The sequence below is a fragment of the Rhodococcus sp. T7 genome (genome assembly GCF_009872365.1).
GTDB lineage: Bacteria > Actinomycetota > Actinomycetes > Mycobacteriales > Mycobacteriaceae > Rhodococcus_F.
Genome location: NZ_WXYH01000387.1, coordinates 1 through 16,505, shown reverse-complemented (window position 1 = coordinate 16,505; position 16,505 = coordinate 1). Strand labels below are relative to the sequence as shown.

General features: G+C 68.8%; 18 protein-coding genes. 5 read left to right on the top strand and 13 right to left on the bottom strand.

Translation table 11 applies throughout. The annotated features are described in order from the left end of the window. Nucleotides 1-51 precede the first annotated feature (51 nt). The 6 genes from MLGJGCBP_RS43170 to MLGJGCBP_RS43145 all read right to left on the bottom strand — a co-directional run bounded on the left by MLGJGCBP_RS43170 (nt 52) and on the right by MLGJGCBP_RS43145 (nt 5,839). Nucleotides 52-1,014, bottom strand: coding sequence for a phosphotransferase family protein (locus tag MLGJGCBP_RS43170; protein WP_160103719.1), 963 nt, complete (start codon nt 1,012-1,014; stop codon nt 52-54). Then, nucleotides 1,011-2,216: an acyl-CoA dehydrogenase family protein gene (locus MLGJGCBP_RS43165; RefSeq protein WP_236581694.1), complete on the bottom strand. Its 1,206-nt coding sequence runs from the start codon at nt 2,214-2,216 to the stop codon at nt 1,011-1,013. The genes MLGJGCBP_RS43170 and MLGJGCBP_RS43165 overlap by 4 nt, the downstream gene beginning before the upstream one ends. A 9-nt stretch (nt 2,217-2,225) precedes the next feature. Then, nucleotides 2,226-3,374, bottom strand: a complete 1,149-nt coding sequence (locus tag MLGJGCBP_RS43160) for a thiolase family protein (protein ID WP_087557769.1) — start codon at nt 3,372-3,374, stop codon at nt 2,226-2,228. Continuing rightward, nucleotides 3,374-3,751: a Zn-ribbon domain-containing OB-fold protein gene (locus tag MLGJGCBP_RS43155; protein WP_087557854.1), complete on the bottom strand. Its 378-nt coding sequence runs from the start codon at nt 3,749-3,751 to the stop codon at nt 3,374-3,376. The genes MLGJGCBP_RS43160 and MLGJGCBP_RS43155 overlap by 1 nt, the downstream gene beginning before the upstream one ends. A gap of 37 nt (nt 3,752-3,788) precedes the next feature. Beyond that, on the bottom strand, nt 3,789-4,577 hold the full coding sequence (locus tag MLGJGCBP_RS43150; RefSeq protein WP_087557770.1) for an enoyl-CoA hydratase/isomerase family protein: 789 nt from the start codon (nt 4,575-4,577) through the stop codon (nt 3,789-3,791). A gap of 122 nt (nt 4,578-4,699) precedes the next feature. Then, complete coding sequence (locus tag MLGJGCBP_RS43145) at nt 4,700-5,839, bottom strand: acyl-CoA dehydrogenase family protein (protein ID WP_201453357.1); 1,140 nt, start codon at nt 5,837-5,839, stop codon at nt 4,700-4,702. Nucleotides 5,840-5,938: 99 nt separating this feature from the next. On the opposite strand from MLGJGCBP_RS43145, the gene MLGJGCBP_RS43140 reads away from it, so the two are divergent. Further along, nucleotides 5,939-6,325, top strand: coding sequence for a hypothetical protein (locus tag MLGJGCBP_RS43140; RefSeq protein ID WP_087557771.1), 387 nt, complete (start codon nt 5,939-5,941; stop codon nt 6,323-6,325). Then, the gene (locus tag MLGJGCBP_RS43135) at nt 6,309-6,707 is read left to right on the top strand and encodes a hypothetical protein (protein ID WP_160103717.1); all 399 of its coding nucleotides are present in this window, start codon (nt 6,309-6,311) and stop codon (nt 6,705-6,707) included. The genes MLGJGCBP_RS43140 and MLGJGCBP_RS43135 overlap by 17 nt, the downstream gene beginning before the upstream one ends. Before the next feature lie 49 nt (nt 6,708-6,756). Here the strand turns inward: MLGJGCBP_RS43135 and MLGJGCBP_RS43130 are convergent, their stop codons facing one another. From MLGJGCBP_RS43130 to MLGJGCBP_RS43100, 7 genes are all read right to left on the bottom strand, one after another. Then, the gene (locus MLGJGCBP_RS43130; RefSeq protein WP_160103715.1) at nt 6,757-8,889 is read right to left on the bottom strand and encodes an ArnT family glycosyltransferase; all 2,133 of its coding nucleotides are present in this window, start codon (nt 8,887-8,889) and stop codon (nt 6,757-6,759) included. Beyond that, on the bottom strand, nt 8,886-10,139 hold the full coding sequence (locus tag MLGJGCBP_RS43125; RefSeq protein ID WP_160103713.1) for a bifunctional glycosyltransferase family 2/GtrA family protein: 1,254 nt from the start codon (nt 10,137-10,139) through the stop codon (nt 8,886-8,888). Before MLGJGCBP_RS43125 ends, MLGJGCBP_RS43130 begins: the two co-directional genes overlap by 4 nt. A gap of 109 nt (nt 10,140-10,248) precedes the next feature. Continuing rightward, nucleotides 10,249-10,452: a hypothetical protein gene (locus MLGJGCBP_RS43120; protein ID WP_160103711.1), complete on the bottom strand. Its 204-nt coding sequence runs from the start codon at nt 10,450-10,452 to the stop codon at nt 10,249-10,251. Between the two features lie 142 nt (nt 10,453-10,594). Then, nucleotides 10,595-11,740 carry an epoxide hydrolase family protein gene (locus tag MLGJGCBP_RS43115; RefSeq protein ID WP_160103709.1) on the bottom strand — a complete coding sequence of 382 codons (1,146 nt, stop codon included), beginning with the start codon at nt 11,738-11,740 and terminating at the stop codon, nt 10,595-10,597. A 3-nt stretch (nt 11,741-11,743) separates the two neighbouring features. Next, nucleotides 11,744-12,157 (bottom strand): hypothetical protein, encoded by a 414-nt coding sequence (locus MLGJGCBP_RS43110; RefSeq protein ID WP_087557777.1) that lies wholly within the window; start codon nt 12,155-12,157, stop codon nt 11,744-11,746. Beyond that, the gene (locus tag MLGJGCBP_RS43105) at nt 12,154-12,999 is read right to left on the bottom strand and encodes an alpha/beta fold hydrolase (protein WP_160103707.1); all 846 of its coding nucleotides are present in this window, start codon (nt 12,997-12,999) and stop codon (nt 12,154-12,156) included. Before MLGJGCBP_RS43105 ends, MLGJGCBP_RS43110 begins: the two co-directional genes overlap by 4 nt. Then, nucleotides 12,996-14,591 (bottom strand): FAD-dependent oxidoreductase, encoded by a 1,596-nt coding sequence (locus MLGJGCBP_RS43100; RefSeq protein WP_160103705.1) that lies wholly within the window; start codon nt 14,589-14,591, stop codon nt 12,996-12,998. The genes MLGJGCBP_RS43105 and MLGJGCBP_RS43100 overlap by 4 nt, the downstream gene beginning before the upstream one ends. Nucleotides 14,592-14,795: 204 nt before the next feature. On the opposite strand from MLGJGCBP_RS43100, the gene MLGJGCBP_RS43095 reads away from it, so the two are divergent. Genes MLGJGCBP_RS43095 through MLGJGCBP_RS43085 form a run of 3 tightly spaced genes read left to right on the top strand, consistent with a single transcriptional unit; the run spans nt 14,796 to nt 16,453 of the window. Then, nucleotides 14,796-16,004, top strand: a complete 1,209-nt coding sequence (locus tag MLGJGCBP_RS43095) for a cytochrome P450 (protein ID WP_160103703.1) — start codon at nt 14,796-14,798, stop codon at nt 16,002-16,004. A gap of 2 nt (nt 16,005-16,006) precedes the next feature. Then, entirely contained in the window at nt 16,007-16,222 is a 216-nt protein-coding gene (locus MLGJGCBP_RS43090) for a ferredoxin (RefSeq protein WP_087557781.1), read from the top strand. Between the two features lie 21 nt (nt 16,223-16,243). Further along, nucleotides 16,244-16,453, top strand: a complete 210-nt coding sequence (locus MLGJGCBP_RS43085) for a hypothetical protein (RefSeq protein ID WP_160103701.1) — start codon at nt 16,244-16,246, stop codon at nt 16,451-16,453. The last annotated feature ends 52 nt before the right edge of the window (nt 16,454-16,505 follow it).

The window sequence follows — 16,505 nt, the reverse complement described above, 5'->3', positions numbered from 1 at the left end:
TGTCGTCCTTTCAGTTCCTGTCAGCGCCTCGAGCCGTGCGCGAAAGAGTGGTCAGGCAAGTAGTGCGGTGCCGCTGCGAATGAGCTGCGCGATGGTGTCGGGCAGCCGTTCCTGATCGGGATCGTGGTGGCGGCCCTCCCGGTGCCTGCGCAGGTTGTGGCCCATGATCGCCGCCATCTTCAGACGGCCGAGTGCGTTGAACCAGTTCATGTCCGGCAGTGCAGGCGCGTCCCCGGTGTAGAGGTCGATCAGCTCGTCTGCGCTCGGCAGATTCGGCACCGCGCGCCCCACGCCGGGGAAGTTCGCACCGTCGGCGAAGACGAGGAACCACCCCAACTCGACCCGCGGATCGCCCAGGCTCCAGATCTCCCAGTCGATCAACGCCGCCGGCTCCGTGCCTCGCGCGAGGATGTTGCCGAGCCGGTAATCGCCGTGCACCAACGTGGGCGCGATCCCGTCCGGGACGTCGGCGGCGAGCAGACGCAGCAACTCCTCGCCCCCGCTCACGAGTTCGGGGGGAACGGCGTCCAGGGTGCGTTGCCACCGCGCCAGTTCGGCGCCGGGCGACAACGGTTCTCCGGCGGCCGGGATCGTGTCGAGGGGCACCGCGTGCAGTAGTGGGAGCACCTCGGCAGCCCGGCGCATCCGCGCGGCAGCGACGGCCGGTTCGACCGCCGGCGTGTCGAGCACCGGCTCGAGGGATTCGCCTGCGACGCACTCCATCGCGAACCACGCCGGACCGTTCTCGTCGACGGTGACGATGCGGGGCACGGGAACCGTTGTGGCTCCGAGTGTTTCCATGATCCGCGCCTGGCGCACCATATCGTGCCGCCCGATGGGGCGCTGCCCCTCGGGCACGGCCTTGACGACGAGGTCGCCCTCACCGGTCCGGACCTTGTAGGTCAGACCGGAGTGCCCGCCGAGTAGCGGCTCGAGCGGGCCGACGTCCAGGCCGGGGTTCTGCTCGCGCAGGCGACGCGCCACACGGTCGTCGAGGGTGATCGTTGCACTCACGGTCGGGGCTCCCTCGGCAGGCCGAGCACGCGCTCGGCGAGGATGTTGCGCTGGATCTCGTCGGTGCCGCCTGCGATGCGGTATCCGGGTGCGCCGAGGACGTGCTCGGTCCACGCGAACGTGCCCCACTCGCCCGAGTCGGCGATCAGGTCGCGCCCCAGCAGCATCCGGACGACTTCCGAGGTGCGCGCCATGGTGTCGGTGGCGAGCAACTTGCCCACCGACGCCTCCGGACCGGGATCCTTGTCGGCGACCACCGCGGCGGCCACCCGCATTCCCGTGACGCGCTGGACATAGCTTCGCGTCACCAGATCCGCGACCTTGTCGCGCTCGATCTCGGACAATTCGCGGCCCAGGTGGCGGGCGAGTTCGACGGCCTGATCCGCGTTGGCCAGCCCCAGATTCCCGGCATCGAGGCGCTCGGCCGCCAGCACCGTCAATGCGACCGGCCAGCCCTGCCCCACCGGCCCCAGCCGGTAGTCGTCCGACAGTTCGACGCCGTCGAGATACACCTCGTTGAAGGAACTGCCCCCGGTCATCTGGCGGATCGGCCGGACGGTGACGCCGGGAGCGTCCATCGGGACCAGAAAGACGGTGAGGCCCTTGTGTTTGGGCGCCTCGGGGTCGGTGCGGCACACCGCGACCCCGACATCGGCGACGCGGGCGCCGGACGTCCAGACCTTGTGCCCGGTGATCGTCCACCGGCCGTCGCGCTCGACCGCTCTCGTCCGGACCGCCGCCAGGTCGGATCCGGCTTCGGTTTCCGAGAACAGCTGGCAGGCGATGATGTCGGTGCGGAGCATCGCCCGCACGTACCGCTCACACTGTTCGGGCGTTCCCCACTGGGCGATGGCCGGTGCGACCAGTTGCTGAGTGACCGAGAACATTTCGGTTCGGCGGGGCACGTCGAATGCGTTCTCCTCCCGCCGGAAGGCGAGCACGTAGGACATCGGCAGGCCGCGTCCACCGAATTCGACCGGCCAGTTCATCGAACCCCAGCCGGCATCGAACTTCGTCTGCTCGTACGCACGGATGTGGTCGGTCTCTTCGCGTTCCTGCGCCGCGGTCCAGTTCTCGAAGACGGCGACAGAGTCGGGTCCCACTCCCCATTTGATCTGGGTGCGCGGTTCGGCGACCGTGCGCAGCCACGCGCGTGCGTCGTCCACGAACTGGTCCAGGCCGGGCATCGTTGCTTGATTCATCGCTCTTCCTCAGACTGACAGGACGGTGCAGGCGCTGATCCCGGGCGCACCGTAGACGTGGGTGAATCCGATCCGCGGGCTTCCGGGCACCTGCCGGGCACCGGCCTCCCCGCGCAATTGCGTGACGATCTCGTGTATCTGCCGGAGGCCGGACGCGCCGATCGGCTCGCCGTTCGCGATGCAGCCGCCGTCGGTGTTGACCGGGATCCGTCCGCCGATCTCCGTCTCGCCCGCGGCGATCAACTTTTCCTGCTCGCCGTGCTCGCAGAATCCGCATTCGGCCAGGTGCATGATCTCGGCGCCGCTTTCGGTGTCCTGGAGTTGCGCGACATCCACGTCGGAAGGTCCGAGTCCGGCCTGCTCGAATGCGGCGGCGGCGGTGGAGGTGCTCACGCTCGACGGGGTACCCGCGCCCTGTATCGACGGACCGAACACCTCGAACGAGCCGAACCGGCGGGTGCCTGCCGCAATGCCGCGCAGGTGCACCGGCCTTCCGCCGAGTCGCCGGACGGCGGCCTCGCTCGCCACGACGACGGCCGCACCGCCCTCGCCGGGCGAGCAGAACATGTACCGGGTGAGGGGGTCGTTGACCATGTCCGCGGCGGCGATCTCCTCGGCGGACATCGGTTCTCGCCGCCAGGCATTCGGGTTCAGGGAACCGTTGCGATACGCCTTCTCCGCGACGGCGGCCAGTGTGGGGGCGCTGATTCCGTGTTCGCGCATGTACCGCGCGATCTTGATGCCGAAGAACTGGGTGGTGACCATGAGACCCGCCTCGCCGTACCCGACGGGCAGACCCCAGTCCTGTGGTGCCGGGTCGAACGCACCGCGCGGGTGCTTGTCGAAGCCGACCGCGAGCGCGATGTCGGCGGCGCCCGCACGAATGGCGTTGACGGCCGACACCAGAGCGCTGCCCCCTGTCGCGCAACCGTTCTTGACGTTGGTGAACGGGATGCCGGTGAGTCCGAGTTCGGACACCAGGGTGTCGGCGAGCCCGGAGCCGTCGCTGCCACCGAACGCGACCTGAACGTCGGTCCACGCGATGCCGGCGTCGGCCAGGGCGGACGCGATCGCGTCCAGGGCGAGCCCCCGGCCGGTCTTGTCCGGTTGACGCCCGAATTTCGACAGTCCGGCCCCGATGATCGACACGGTGGACATCAGCGGGTCTCCTTCAGATAAGCGTCGGTGGCGAACCGGGGCACCGGTGCCGTGGCGACCAAGGTCACCGGCGCCCCGTCGTCCAACTCGTCGAAGTCGTGGCAGTCGAGCACGCCTTCGACCCTGATTCCCTCGGGGAGTTCGACGTAGCCGACCGCGAACGGTGAGAACCCGTCCGGCGGCGGAACATACGGCGGCGATTTCGGGGCGAACCGCTGGACCGTGTATGCCCAGACCGTTCCGCGTGCACTCAAGGTCAACGGCGACATCGCCGGCCCGGCGCACCTCGAGCACACGGTGGCGGCCGGGAACGCGACGGTCGAACAGTGGGTGCAGCGGCTCGCTTCGAGCGCCGGCGCGGTGGGTGTCTCGCCCATCGTCATTCTCTCCTCGGGATTCGTTTTCGGGGTCGGATCAGCGACCGACCCACTTCGGCTCACGCTTTTCGAGGAACGCGTTCACGCCTTCGCGTGCGTCCTCCGACTGCAGCGCGTTGCCGACGGCGAGGTGCTCCATCACCATGAGCGACTGGATGTCCGCGTCGAGACCGCGGTCGATGCACATCTTGGTGAGCTTCATCATGAACGGGCTCTTGTCGACGATCGGTGCGATGAACTCGGCGAGAAGCTTGTCCAGGTCGTCGGCCGGCGCCGACGCGTTGATCAGGTCGAAGGCCTCCGCCTCCTTGCCGGTGAGGAGCTTGCCGGTGAGCATGAGTTCCTTCGTCTTGCGAACGCCGATCATGCGCGGCAGCCGGTAGATCGGGCCCGCGCCACCGAACAGTGCGCGGCGGATGTGGAAGTCGCCGATCCGGGCGTCCTCGGCGGCGATCGCGAAGTCGCAGGAGATCATCAGCTCGAAACCGCCTGCGGTGACGAAGCCTTCGAGGACGGCGACGGACGGGGTGTTCATCGAGTACAGGCGGTCGCACACCCGGGCCGACAGCACCGCGACATCCATCGCGGTGGTGGAGCCGACGTACTTCTCCCGCAGTTCGTCGAGGTCGAATCCCGAGCAGAACGTGCCGTCACGTCCACGCAGGACCAGCACCTTGAGTTCGGGGTCGCTGTCGACCTCGACGATGATCTCGTCGAGGCGGTGCAGCAACTCGACGGTGACCGCGTTCTTCTTGTGCGGGCGGTTGAGCCACACGCGGGCGATGTCGCCGTCCTTCTCGAGCACGATGTGGTCGGTGTCCACCATGTCGGGGTCCTTTCGAGGAATGAAACTGAACTGGATTCACTTCAGTTCTACGGGGTGGGAGGCGCTCCGTCAATAGCGGGGACGAAGAGCTTTTGATTCGGCCGGCCGCAGCCGGCCCGATTTCAGAGTCCGACGAGATCCGCGACGCGGCCGCGGTGAGCCCGCGAATCCCCCAGCAGCGGTTCGTCTCCGAGTGCGCGGCGAACATAGGAGTGCGCCGCATGTTCCCAGGTGAAGCCGACGCCCCCGTGCAATTGCACGGCCTCCATCGCGGTGGCGATCACGGCCTCGGTGCAGACCGCACCCGCGACGGCGGCCGGAAGCGCCGCGGCGCCCGGGTCTTCCGCAAACACCGCGGCCGCGTACCGCGCCGCCGATCGCGCCTTCTCGAGCTCCACGAGCGTGTTCGCCAGTCGATGCTTGACAGCCTGAAAGGATCCGATCGACCGCCCGAACTGGCGGCGCTGCATGGTGTATTCCCTTGTACTGTCCAGCAATCGGTCGATCAGCCCGACGTGCTCGCAAGCCAGCCCGATCACTCCGAGGCTCTGCAACGATTCGACTACGCGCGGTGCGTCACCGGGTCCGACGAGACGCACCGCGTCCGCGTCGTCGAAGAGCAGATTGGCCTGCCGTCGACTGGGGTCGACCACCGGAAGTTCCGTTCGCCGCACCGGCGCGGTCCGCAGATCGACCGCGTAGAGGCCGGGTCCGTCGTCGGCGTGCGCGAGCAGCACGACGACATCGGCGGCGCCGCCCTGCACGACATTCGTCACGCGACCGGACAGCGACCATCGGTCGCCGACGCGTGTGGCGTCGACGAAATCGGTCTGCGCGCTCAGCGCTGTCACCGTCGCGACGAGTTCGCCCCGGACGACTCGGTCGAGCAGTTCGTCGACCCGGGGCGACCTTTCGGCCGAGAGCAGGGCATGTACTCCCAGCGTGGCGGACGTGAGCACCGGTTCGCAGACCAGCGCGCGCCCGCACTCTTCGAGGACGATGCCGAGTTCGACCATGCCGTATCCGAGGCCGCCGCGATCCTCCGGCACGGAGAGGGCCGCGACGTTCATCTCCTCGACGAGCAGCGACCACAACTCGGGGGAATAGCCGGACTCCGACCGGGCGGCGAGTCGACTGCTCTCGATCGTCGAATGGCGGTCGAGTAGCCGGCGGATGACGTCGCGGATGTCTTCGTGCTCGGCGACGGGGGTCATCGCCGGGGGTTCGGTCTCGGGCCAGGGGCTGGAATGGGAGGACTGCATTGAACTCTCCTAAATTGACGTGAGTTCAGTTTAGTTTCGCAGAAGTCGAGACGGCAAGGACTCTCGACAGACCCGCCCATGTTGAACTAAGTTCATTTCATGACCGATGCACTCGTGATCGAGCAGTACTACGCGATCCTCGACAGCGGCCGGATCGAAGACGCGGTTGCCCTGCTCGACGAATCGATCGAGTTCGCCATAGTTCTTCCCGGTACCGTCCGCCGCGGCCACAGCCGCGCCGACATGCTCAGCTACCTCCGGGGACGCCCCCCGGTCGATCGACGGCACGTGCTGCTGCGGACGAGCAGCGCCGGCGACGTCCAGTTCGCCTACGGCTCCGTCGTCGAGAACGAGACGAAGACGACCGGCTACTTCCTCGCCGCCATGCACCTCGACGCCGACGGCACCATCGACGCATACGAAGTGTCCTTCGACACCGAATTCAGCATTCTCACAAGGGAGTTGGCACATGACAAGCGCGACTGACCTGGACTCGAGGACGTCACCGACGCCCGTGCTGGTCGCATGGTTCGCGATCATGGACTCGGACGATCCCGACCGCGTCCTGACGATGATCACCGACGACTTCCGGATGTCGATTCAATTCTCCACCGGCGGCGGGAAGGCGGCCGAGTTCGTCGGCGATCGCGCAGGCCTCGTCGGGTACCTGCAGCAACGCGAGAAGAGCGTGCTGGTACACGAGATCCTCGCGGGCTCCCGGGTGGGTGACGTCGAACTGGCGCTGGGACGCACCACCCGGGGCGGTGAATTCGAGGCGTCGTTCAACACCTCGGCGCAGCTCGACGAGTCCGGCCTCGTGCGGAGGTTGCTCATCTGCCGCACCCCCGAAATCTCGTTCGCCCACTGACACACTTGCCGACCGCGAACGGTCGGCAAGTGCGCACTGCCGGTGTCGATCAGGACGTGAGGTCGTACAGGGTCACGCCGTCCACGGTGACGGCGGTGAAGTTCGCCTGCACCCAGGTGGAGATCTCCGACGCGGTGCCGTCGCCACCCATTCCGCCGCCTCGGCCGCCGGCGACGAAGTAGTGGATCTTGCCGTCCGCCACGTACTGCTGGAACTGCTCGAGCGTCGGTGACGGATCGCTGCCGTTGAATCCGCCGATCGGCATGACCGGGTCCTCGGTGGCCAGCTGGTACCCGGACGCACTGTTGGATCCGATGGCCGCCGCCACCCAGGTGTAGTTGCCGGCATCCTGCTCCAGCAGCGACACCAGTTCCTCGCCGGGGTTGCTGCCCGAGAGCAGTCCCCCGGCAGCGCCGCCCATGGCTCCCATGCCGTCGCCGGCACCGGCCGTCGCACCGGCCGCGGTCCCAGGAGCAGCCGCTCCTGCCGCGCCGGGGGCAGCACCGCCCGGCATCGTGGGCGCGGCTGTGCCGTCGGTGCGTCCGCCCATGCGTCCGGCACCGTCCATGCCGCCGGGGCCACCCATTCCGCCGAAGCCCCCGCGTCCGCCCTCGACATTGGGTCCGGCCGAGACAATCGAACCGGTGTGCGGCGTCGCGATCGTGTCGACGGCGTACGCCGTCGGTCCGGCGAGCCCGGTGAACAGTGCGGCCAGCGTGACGACGGCCGCGATCCGGCCCCTGGTCAGCGCCGGGATCAGCACGGCCACGGCGGCGAGAACACCGGCGACGACCACGGCCCACTTCAGCCACGGCACGAACGACGCGCTGCGCCCGAGCAGAACCCAGGACATGGCCGCGGTGGCCAGGAGTGTCACGGCGAGAACCGCCCGCACCCACAGGCTGTCCCGTCGACGCCACAGCGTCACCGAACCGATCGCCACCAGCGCGGCCACGGCCGGTGCGAGCGCGACGGTGTAGTACGCGTGGAAGATTCCGGCCATGAAGCTGAACGTCAATCCGGTGACGAGCAGCCACAGTCCCCACACGACGAACGACGCACGTTGCGTGTCGGTGCGTGCCGCCCTGCCACGCAGCGCGAGACCGGCGACCAGCAGGATCAGCGCCGCCGGGATCAGCCAGGCGATCTGACCGCCCTGAGCCGACGCGAACAAGCGCGTGATGCCGGTGCTGCCCCACATTCCGCCGCCGCCACCGGGACCGCCGCCGGGCATCCCGCCGCCGGGCATCCCGCCGCCGGGCACGGCGCCGCCGATCATGGCCTCGCCGGCGCCGCCCATCGCCGCCGCGGCGTCCCCGCGACCACCACCGGGCATGACGCTGCCGGTCTCCTCACCGTTCAACCGGCCGAGACCGTTGTAGCCGAGCGTGAGTTCGAGGATCGAGTTGTTCTGCGAACCGCCGATCCAGGGCCGTGACGACGCCGGCCACAGTTCGACGGTCAGCAACCACCAGCCCGCGGAGACGATCATCGCGCCGAGTGCGGCGAAGCACTGGGCGAGGCGTTTGCCGAACTTCGGCGGTCCCGCGAAGAGGTAGGTCAGCGCGAGCGGCGGGACGACGAGCATCACCTGAAGCTGCTTGGTCAGGAAGCCCAACCCGACGAACACGCCGGTCAGCACCAACCACCGGGTGCGTCCGTCCTCCACGGCGCGCAGCAGCGCCCACACGGACGCGATCATCAGCAGCACCAGCAGTGCGTCGGGGTTGTTGAACCGGAACATCAGCGCCGCGATCGGCGTCAGCGCGAGCACGAGACCGGCGAGCAGACCGGCCGCGGCACCGAACCACCGCTTCACCGCGGCGTACAGCAGGGCGACGGAACCGACACCGAGCAGGGCCTGCGGCACCAGCATCGCCCAGGAGCTGAGGCCGAAGATCCGGACCGACAGCGACATCAGCCACAGCGACATCGGCGGCTTGTCGACGGTGATGGAGTTGGCGGCGTCCGAGGATCCGAAGAAGAACGCCTTCCACGACTCCGAACCCGCCTGGACCGCGGCGGCGTAGAACGAGTTGGCCCAGCCGGAGGCGCCGAGCCCCCAGATGTACGCGACCGCCGTCCCGACGAGCAGTGCGACGAGCGCCCAGGGCTCCCACCTCCGCCGGGCGGGAGGAGGTTCGGGGGTTTCGACCTTCGGTTGTTCGAGGGTCGTCGTCATGCGTGAACTCCTTCGGGGCGAGCGTTCCGGAACACCCAGCGAAGGGCTATGAAACGGCTGATGGTGGCAACGAGATTGGCGAGGACGAGGACGGCGAGTTCGACGTGCTTGGACGCGTCCGGGGCCGCCGAGTGCAGGACGAACAGGGAACCGCTGGTGAGGAACAGTCCGAACGCGAACACGAGGAGACCCTGCAATTGATGCCGGGCGGCGCCTTCGGAGCCGCGGACCCCGAACGTGAACGCGCGGTTCGCGGCCGTGTTGAGCACAGCGGTAACGAGCAGTGCGACGGCGTTGGCCCACTGCGCGCCCAGGACCGGATGCAGAACCAGATAGAGCAGCGCATACGCGACGGTCGAGGCGACCCCGATCACCGCGAACCGGGCCAGCTGCCCGACCATGCCGCGGGGCACCCCGGGCACCAGCGGCTCGCGCCCGAAGCTGTCCCGCAGGCTGCCGATCGGCAGCGATCCGGTGGACAGCGCCCGGCCCACCCGCCACACACCCTTGAGGTCGGCGACCGCGGTCGCGACGATGTCGACGCGACTGTCCGGATCGTCCACCCAGTCGACGGGGACCTCGTGGATGCGCAGACCCGCGCGTTCCGCGAGCACCAGCAACTCCGTGTCGAAGAACCAACCGGTGTCCTCGACCAGCGGCAGCAGGCGCTGCGCGACATCCGCCCGCATCGCCTTGAACCCGCACTGCGCGTCGGAGAACCGTGCATGCAGCGCGCTGCGGAGGATGAGGTTGTAGCTGCGGGAGATGAACTCGCGCTTCGGGCCCCGGACCACCCGCGAGGAGCGGGCGAGCCGCGACCCGATGGCGAGGTCCGAATGCCCCGACAGCAGCGGGGCGATCAGCGGCATCAGGGCGTTGAGGTCCGTCGACAGGTCGACGTCCATGTACGCCACCACCTCGGCGTCGGACGCACTCCACACCGCGCGCAGGGCGCGGCCGCGTCCCTTCTCGTCGAGGTGCACGACGCGGACGCCGTCGATCTCGGCGGCAAGGCCGTGGGCCACGGCGAGGGTGGCGTCGACGCTGGCATTGTCGGCGATGGTGATGCGGGCGGTGTAGGGAACGTTCTCGTCGAGGTGCCGCCGCAGCCGGCGCACGCAACGCTCGAGTCCGGCTTCCTCGTTGTAGACCGGCACGACAACGTCGAGCACGGGCGCGGTCTCGGAGGTTCCGGAAGTCTCGAGTCGTCCCATGGCGCCCGGTGCTCGGGAGAGGGAATTCGTCGTCATGCGTCCAAGATTCGGCCCGGACGCTGCGATCACTCTGGACGGAGGCTGGGAGTTTCCTGTGTGCTTCGCACCCGTGAGTACTTATCAACCGCCGGCGGTTGATAAGTCCTCACGGGTGGGCGGAGATCGAGAGCTTCTGTTCGCACAGTTCGCCGAGCGCCCTCGCTCGGTACGGCGTGAGCCGAGCACGACCACGGATGAGGATGTTGGCCAGCCGCTTGTAGAACGCGTGCTCGGGCAGGCCGAAGCGGACGAGGATGTCGTCGTGGGGCGCCCCTCCCCACGGCTGCCACATCGAAGCGAAATCGACCATGATCTGCGACTCCGTCGGTTTCCTGGGTCGTCGCGGGTATCGCCTCACACCGGTGCGGGTGGCGTTGCGGTGCGGGCTCATCGGACTACGGATTTCATGACTTCTCCTCGGGTATCTCCACTTGTGAACACTCCCCCGCGCCCTAGAGTCCGGCGAGGAAGGCACGCAGGTCGGCGACCAGAAGCTCCGGCTGCTCCCACGCACCGAAGTGGCCGCCTCGTGCCATCGGCGTCCAGCGCACGATGTTGTAGTGCTCCGAGGCGATCCGCCGAGACGTCGGATACAGCTCCCGCGGGAACAGGGCGACCGCGGTGGGCACCCCGATCCGGCCCTGCCGCGGGGTGGATCCGAGTGCGGCCAGACGTGCCTCGTGGTAGAGCCGTCCCGACGAGCCACCGGTCCCGGTCGCCCAGAAGGTCGTCACGCTGGCGAGGATCTCGTCCCTGGTCAGGACCGATTCCAGGTCCCCCGCGCAGTCGGTCCACGTGCGCAGCTTCTCCACGATCCACGCCGCCTGACCGACGGGCGAATCCGCGAGCGCGTACGAGAGCGTCTGGGGCTTGGTCGACTGGAGCATCACGTAGCCGAGTTCGGTCGCGCGCAGTGCCTCGTTCGCCTGCTGCTGGTGCTCCTCCTCCGGCGTGAGCACGCCGTTGCGAGGGCGCAGTCCGCTCATGAGAAGGGTGAGGTGGAGGCCGGCCAGTCGCTCGGGCGCCTCCCGGGCCATCTCGGTGGAGACCACCGATCCCCAGTCGGTCCCGTGGGCCGCGAACCGCTCGTATCCCAGGCGCGCCATCAGCTCGAGCCAGGCGCGCGCGATGCGGCCCGGATGCCAGCCACTCTCCGTCGTCGGCAAGCTCCAGCCGAACCCGGGCAGCGACGGCGCGACCACGTGGCAGGCGTCCTCGGCTCGTCCGCCGTACGCCGTCGGATCCGTCAGCGGACCGATCACCTCGAGGAACTCCAGCGGCGTGCTCGGCCACCCGTGCGTCAGCAACAGCGGCCTCGCCCCGGGATGCGGCGAGCGCACGTGGAAGAAATGGACGCGTGCCCCGTCGAGCGTGGTGAGGAACTGCGGCCACGTATTCTGCACGCGCTCGGCCGCGCGCCAGTCGAAGTCGTCGCGCCAGTAGTCGACCAGGGCGCGCAGGTAGTCGCTGTCGGCTCCGCGCTCCCATCCCGAGCCCGGGATCTGGTCGGGCCATCGGGTCAGTGCCAGCCGCTGCCGAAGGTCGTCGAGCACGCCGTCCTCGACGTGGACCTCGAACGGCGTGATCTCGCCCCCCACCGCTCACTGCCCTCCGTCGATCAAGCGACCCAGCTCGACCATCCCGGGCACGTCGATACGCGTCGAGCCGACACGCCAGACCGGCGTCGGCAGGCGTCGGGGCGGGACCAGCGGCACCGCGAGACTGCCCGTGGCCGCCACGATCCGCGGATGCTCGTCGTGCCGCCACAACACGTTCGCCCGGGAGATCTCGACACGGTCGCCCCGCGCACCGACGAACACAGCCGAGCCGCCCTGGTGCAGCACGCCCTCGCCGCACGCCTCTACCCACTCGTCGAGCCGCAGGAACCGGAGATCCGCAAGGCGCTTTCCGACCCCGCTCAGGTCGCAGATGTAGCGCTCCCCGGCGATCAGCGGCGGATACGGCGGCGCCAGCCACCGCGCGATCAGGTCCGCGACCGCCCGCCACCCGCTCATCGGTCGACCAGCCCGGTGAGCATGCGCGAGATCGCCTCCGCACAGCGTGTCGGCTGGTCGAGCGGGACATGGTGGAACGCATCGGGTACCACCTCGACCGGTACCGCGTGCCCCAGCCACTTCTCCAGGCAGGACACCGATTCCGGGCCACCCATGTCGGTCTGCGCGCCGTACAGGTAACCGACCGGGCAGAGCACCGACGACAGGTCCGCACGTACGCCGTCGTTGCTCAGCCGGCGACGCGCAGCCGGGTCGAACTTCCACCGCCACCCCGGGCCGGTCTCGACGAGCCCGGAGCGGGCGATCTCCTGCAGCAGCTGCGGGTCGGCGTTCGTCCGCTCGGGCAGCAGCCGGAACCGGTCGAGCGCCTCCTGCGCGGAGGCGAAGACCCGTGCCGGCGTGGTCGGCGGCGGAAGCTCCCGCAGGGGCAACCGCGTGTCGACCAGGACCAGCCTGCCGACGAGTTCGGGGAACCGGGCGGCTGTCGCGGCAGCGACCAGACCTCCCATGCTGTGGCCCACCACCGCCGAGGGGCCGGCTCCGCCGCCCGCGCCTGCTCCAGCGGCGCGCAACACGGCAGCCATCTCCTCGGCCCAGAGCTCGGCGCGGTAGGCAGGCCGGTGCCCGCTGTCGCCGTGCCCGCTCAGGTCGGCCACCACGACGTGGTGCTCGCGGGCCAGCACGGGAGCAACCTCGGTCCACCAGCCGGAGTGTGCGGCCCCGCCATGGACGAGGAGCAGGGTGTCGGCCTCGGGCGACCCGAGACGTCGGTAGGCGATTCCGACGCCCCCGACCTCGACCACCTCGACCGCTCGAGTGGCCCCTGCCGGCCCTGCGGTCATGCCTGCGCCCGGGATGCCGCGAGCAGCTCGGGGATGGTCACCAGCTTCTGCCGCGGCCGCGCACTTTCCCGTCCCCGGCGCTTCTCCTCCAGGTCGATCCGCCCCCAGGCTGCCTTGTCGAGCAGGTCCTCGACCCGGTCCGCGAGCAACTTCTCCAGCTCGTCGGGCGTGCGGCACGGATCCGAGAGCCGACCGGCGGCGAGATCGTGGAGGACGCTGTCGACGGTCTCCTCGGCGTCCTGCTTGTTGCTGCCGATGATCCCGCGCGGCCCGCGCTTGATCCAGCCGGAGCAGTACAGGCCCGGTACCGCCTCGTCGCGTTCGGGGTCGACGACGCGGCCTGCATCGTTCGGCAGGGTCGCGGTCGTCTCGTCGAACGGCAGGCCTGCGACCGCGGTGCCGCGGTAGCCGATGGCGCGCAGCACCAGCGAGGTCTCGACCCGCTCGGTTGTCCCGTCGGGACGACGGAAGGTGATCGCCTCGACCCCGTCCGAGCCTTCGACCGAGATCGGCTCGAGACCGAACCGGAACCGGATCGCCGGCCCTTCGGCACCGTCACGGTCCACGGCGCGCAGCAACACCTCGTGCTTGCGCCCACTACCGTGGTCCGCCACCTCGTCGCGCTCGGCGACGACGGCAATCCCTTCGAGCTTCTCCAACGCCAGCAGCTCACCCTGGGAGAACGCTCCGTGCTCGGCGCCGCGCCTGGCGGCTACGACCACCTCGCTGATGCTGCTCCCGGCGAGTGCGGCGATGGCGTGCTGGGCCATCTCGGTGGCGTGGAAGTCGTCGGCCGGACGCAGCAGCGTCCGCGCGACGTCGAGGGCGACGTTGCCGTTGCCGATCACCACGACCCGCTCGCCGCTGAGGTCGAAGCTCTCGGTCGAGTGGTCGGGGTGGCCGTTGTACCAAGCGACGAACGTCCGGGCGGCGTGCACCCCGGGAAGGTCCTCGCCGGGAATGCCGAGCTTGCGGTCGTCCCTCGCACCGCCGGCCCAGAGCACGGCATGGTGGTACTCGAGCAGCTCCTCGACCGCGATGTCTTTGCCGACCTCCACGTTGAAGTAGCAGGTCACGTTGGGCCGGGACAGCACACCGGCGAACCGGTCGACGATCTTCTTCGTCTTGGCATGGTCCGGTGCGACACCGGCACGCACCAGCCCGAATGGCGTGGGCAGCCGCTCGAGCATCGTGACCGAGACGCCCTTGATGTCGCTGAGCGCGGCGGCCGCGTAACACGCCGCGGGCCCGGTGCCGACGATGGCGACGCTCAGCGCTGCCTTGTCCTGCGGCAGCACTCGGCGGGTGAAGGTCGGCGCGCCGACCCCGACGAGGGGGTTGGTCGAGAAGTACTCGGCGTTGATAGCCATGTAGTCCGACAGCTCTTCGGGCAGGTCCCAGTCGGAGTGCACCGCCTCGACCGGGCACTCGTCCATGCAGGCGCCGCAGTCGATGCAGGTGGCCGGGTCGATGTACAGCTGCTCGGTGGTGGTGAAGTCGGGGTCGCCGGGACGGGGGCGGATGCACTGGACGGGGCAGACGGCGATGCACGACCCGTCGTTACAGCATCCCTGCGAGATCACGAACGTCATGTGCTTGAGCTCTCCGTATTCGGGTGGGTGGCACTCGCGACGCGCTCATCGGCAAGTACGTCGGACACAATTAGTACACGATAACTCAACACAACTGAGATGGCGAGGAATTAGTCCATCTTCGCCGTTGACAAGAATTTCTACTGATGTCACAGTTATGTTGAAGCATTGTAATGACGTGACCCGGAGTGCCTGAGGAGACCGATGCCCGCCCCCACCGACGCCGTCCTGACCGACTTCGATCACCACTCACCAGACTTTGCCGAACGCCCGTTCCAGGTACTCGAGGAGTTGCGCAACGAGGCTCCGATCGCCTGGTCGACCGCACACGGGGGATTCTGGGTGGTCACCGATCACGAGCACGTCGTCGACGGGCTCGCCGACTACGCGACGTTCTCCTCGTCGTCCGGGCCCGCGATCCCCGCCAACCCCTTCGGCACCCGTCACATCCCGGTCGCGATGGACCCACCTGTGCACAGCGTGTACCGCAAGGTGCTCAACGACTGGTACAGCAAAGCCAACATCACCGCCCGCACCCCGCAGATCGAGGAGATGGTGCGCGGCATCGTGTCCGGCCTTGCCGAGCGCGGAAGCTGGGATTTCGTCGCGGACCTCGCCAACGTCTCACCCGGCGCCGTCACGCTGGGCATCCTCGGCTGGAACACCGAACGGCGGCTGGAGCTGCTCGACGTGATGACCCAGGCGCTGCGCAACCAGGCCAGCACCGATCCCGACGCCATCGAGCAGAACGCCGCAGGCAACCGCTGGATCCGCGAGCAGATCCTCGCCGAGGCCAACGACCGCCGGGCCACGCCGCGCGACGACCTCATGACGGTGCTCGCCACCCAGTCGATCGCGGATGGGCAGCCGCTCACCGACGAGGAACTGTGCGACTGCGTCGTTCTGCTTCTGCTCGCCGGCTTCCACACGACCAGCGGCGCCTTCACCGCGCTGATGACCCACCTGGAGCGCCGCCCCGACGACAAGATCCGACTGCAACAGGACCGCGACCTGATCCCGAACGCGATCGAGGAGATCATCCGGATCTACTCCCCCGCCACCGCACACGCACGCAAGGTCACCGCTGACACCGAATTCGGCGGCGCCCGAATGCGCGAGGGCGACTGGACCCTCTTCGTGAACATGGCGGCCAACCACGACCCGGCCGCTTTCTCCGACCCGGAGACAGTCGACCTCGACCGCAACCGCGCGAAGAGCGTCGCGTTCGGCTGGGGCGTGCACCGCTGCCTCGGCCTGCACCTGGCCAGGCTCATCCTGCGGGTGGAGGTGGAGGCCGTCTTCGACCTTCTGCCCGGCTACCGGATCGACCTGGAGAACTCGGTGCTCTCCCACCACATGGGTCAGGGCTACTTCTACCTGTCCGTGCCCGCCGATCTGCCCAAGGGGGCGTGAGCATGCGAATCAGCATCGACCGCGAGCTGTGCGAGGGGAACGCCGTGTGCGAGGCGCTCGCTCCGCTGACCTTCGATCTCGACGAGAACGACCAGGCCCGGGTGCTCGCCGACGCCCTCCGACCCGACGGCGAGGTCTCCGAGGACCACCGCGCGCTCGTCGAGCGCGCGGTCGACGGCTGTCCGCGTCTGGCCATCAGCGTCACCGACCAGCCCTGACCACTACCTCCGGGAGCCGCGATGTCCGACCCGATCGTCACCGACTTCTCACACCACTCGGCGGAGTTCGCGTTGCGTCCGTTCGAGACGCTGGCGGATATGCGCGCCGAGGCGCCGATCGCCTGGTCGACCGCCCACGACGGGTTCTGGGTAGTCACCGACCACCAGCACATCATCGACGGACTGGCCGACTACGGCCGGTTTTCCGGCTCTTCCCAGATGAGGGTGTAGGTCGGCCGGGCGCGTCGGTCCGCAGATAGACGTCGAGGTCTCCCGACGATGG

Bases quoted from the DNA above. Each gene is read 5' to 3' on its own strand.
- MLGJGCBP_RS43145 (WP_201453357.1), bottom strand. From the start codon at position 5,839: ATGCAGTCCTCCCATTCCAGCCCCTGGCCCGAGACCGAACCCCCGGCG.
- MLGJGCBP_RS43090 (WP_087557781.1), top strand. From the start codon at position 16,007: ATGCGAATCAGCATCGACCGCGAGCTGTGCGAGGGGAACGCCGTGTGC.
- MLGJGCBP_RS43105 (WP_160103707.1), bottom strand. From the start codon at position 12,999: ATGACCGCAGGGCCGGCAGGGGCCACTCGAGCGGTCGAGGTGGTCGAG.
- MLGJGCBP_RS43100 (WP_160103705.1), bottom strand. From the start codon at position 14,591: ATGACGTTCGTGATCTCGCAGGGATGCTGTAACGACGGGTCGTGCATC.
- MLGJGCBP_RS43135 (WP_160103717.1), top strand. From the start codon at position 6,309: ATGACAAGCGCGACTGACCTGGACTCGAGGACGTCACCGACGCCCGTG.
- MLGJGCBP_RS43125 (WP_160103713.1), bottom strand. From the start codon at position 10,139: ATGACGACGAATTCCCTCTCCCGAGCACCGGGCGCCATGGGACGACTC.
- MLGJGCBP_RS43165 (WP_236581694.1), bottom strand. From the start codon at position 2,216: ATGAATCAAGCAACGATGCCCGGCCTGGACCAGTTCGTGGACGACGCA.
- MLGJGCBP_RS43120 (WP_160103711.1), bottom strand. From the start codon at position 10,452: ATGGTCGATTTCGCTTCGATGTGGCAGCCGTGGGGAGGGGCGCCCCAC.
- MLGJGCBP_RS43160 (WP_087557769.1), bottom strand. From the start codon at position 3,374: ATGTCCACCGTGTCGATCATCGGGGCCGGACTGTCGAAATTCGGGCGT.
- MLGJGCBP_RS43130 (WP_160103715.1), bottom strand. From the start codon at position 8,889: ATGACGACGACCCTCGAACAACCGAAGGTCGAAACCCCCGAACCTCCT.
- MLGJGCBP_RS43110 (WP_087557777.1), bottom strand. From the start codon at position 12,157: ATGAGCGGGTGGCGGGCGGTCGCGGACCTGATCGCGCGGTGGCTGGCG.
- MLGJGCBP_RS43095 (WP_160103703.1), top strand. From the start codon at position 14,796: ATGCCCGCCCCCACCGACGCCGTCCTGACCGACTTCGATCACCACTCA.
- MLGJGCBP_RS43085 (WP_160103701.1), top strand. From the start codon at position 16,244: ATGTCCGACCCGATCGTCACCGACTTCTCACACCACTCGGCGGAGTTC.
- MLGJGCBP_RS43140 (WP_087557771.1), top strand. From the start codon at position 5,939: ATGACCGATGCACTCGTGATCGAGCAGTACTACGCGATCCTCGACAGC.
- MLGJGCBP_RS43150 (WP_087557770.1), bottom strand. From the start codon at position 4,577: ATGGTGGACACCGACCACATCGTGCTCGAGAAGGACGGCGACATCGCC.
- MLGJGCBP_RS43155 (WP_087557854.1), bottom strand. From the start codon at position 3,751: ATGGGCGAGACACCCACCGCGCCGGCGCTCGAAGCGAGCCGCTGCACC.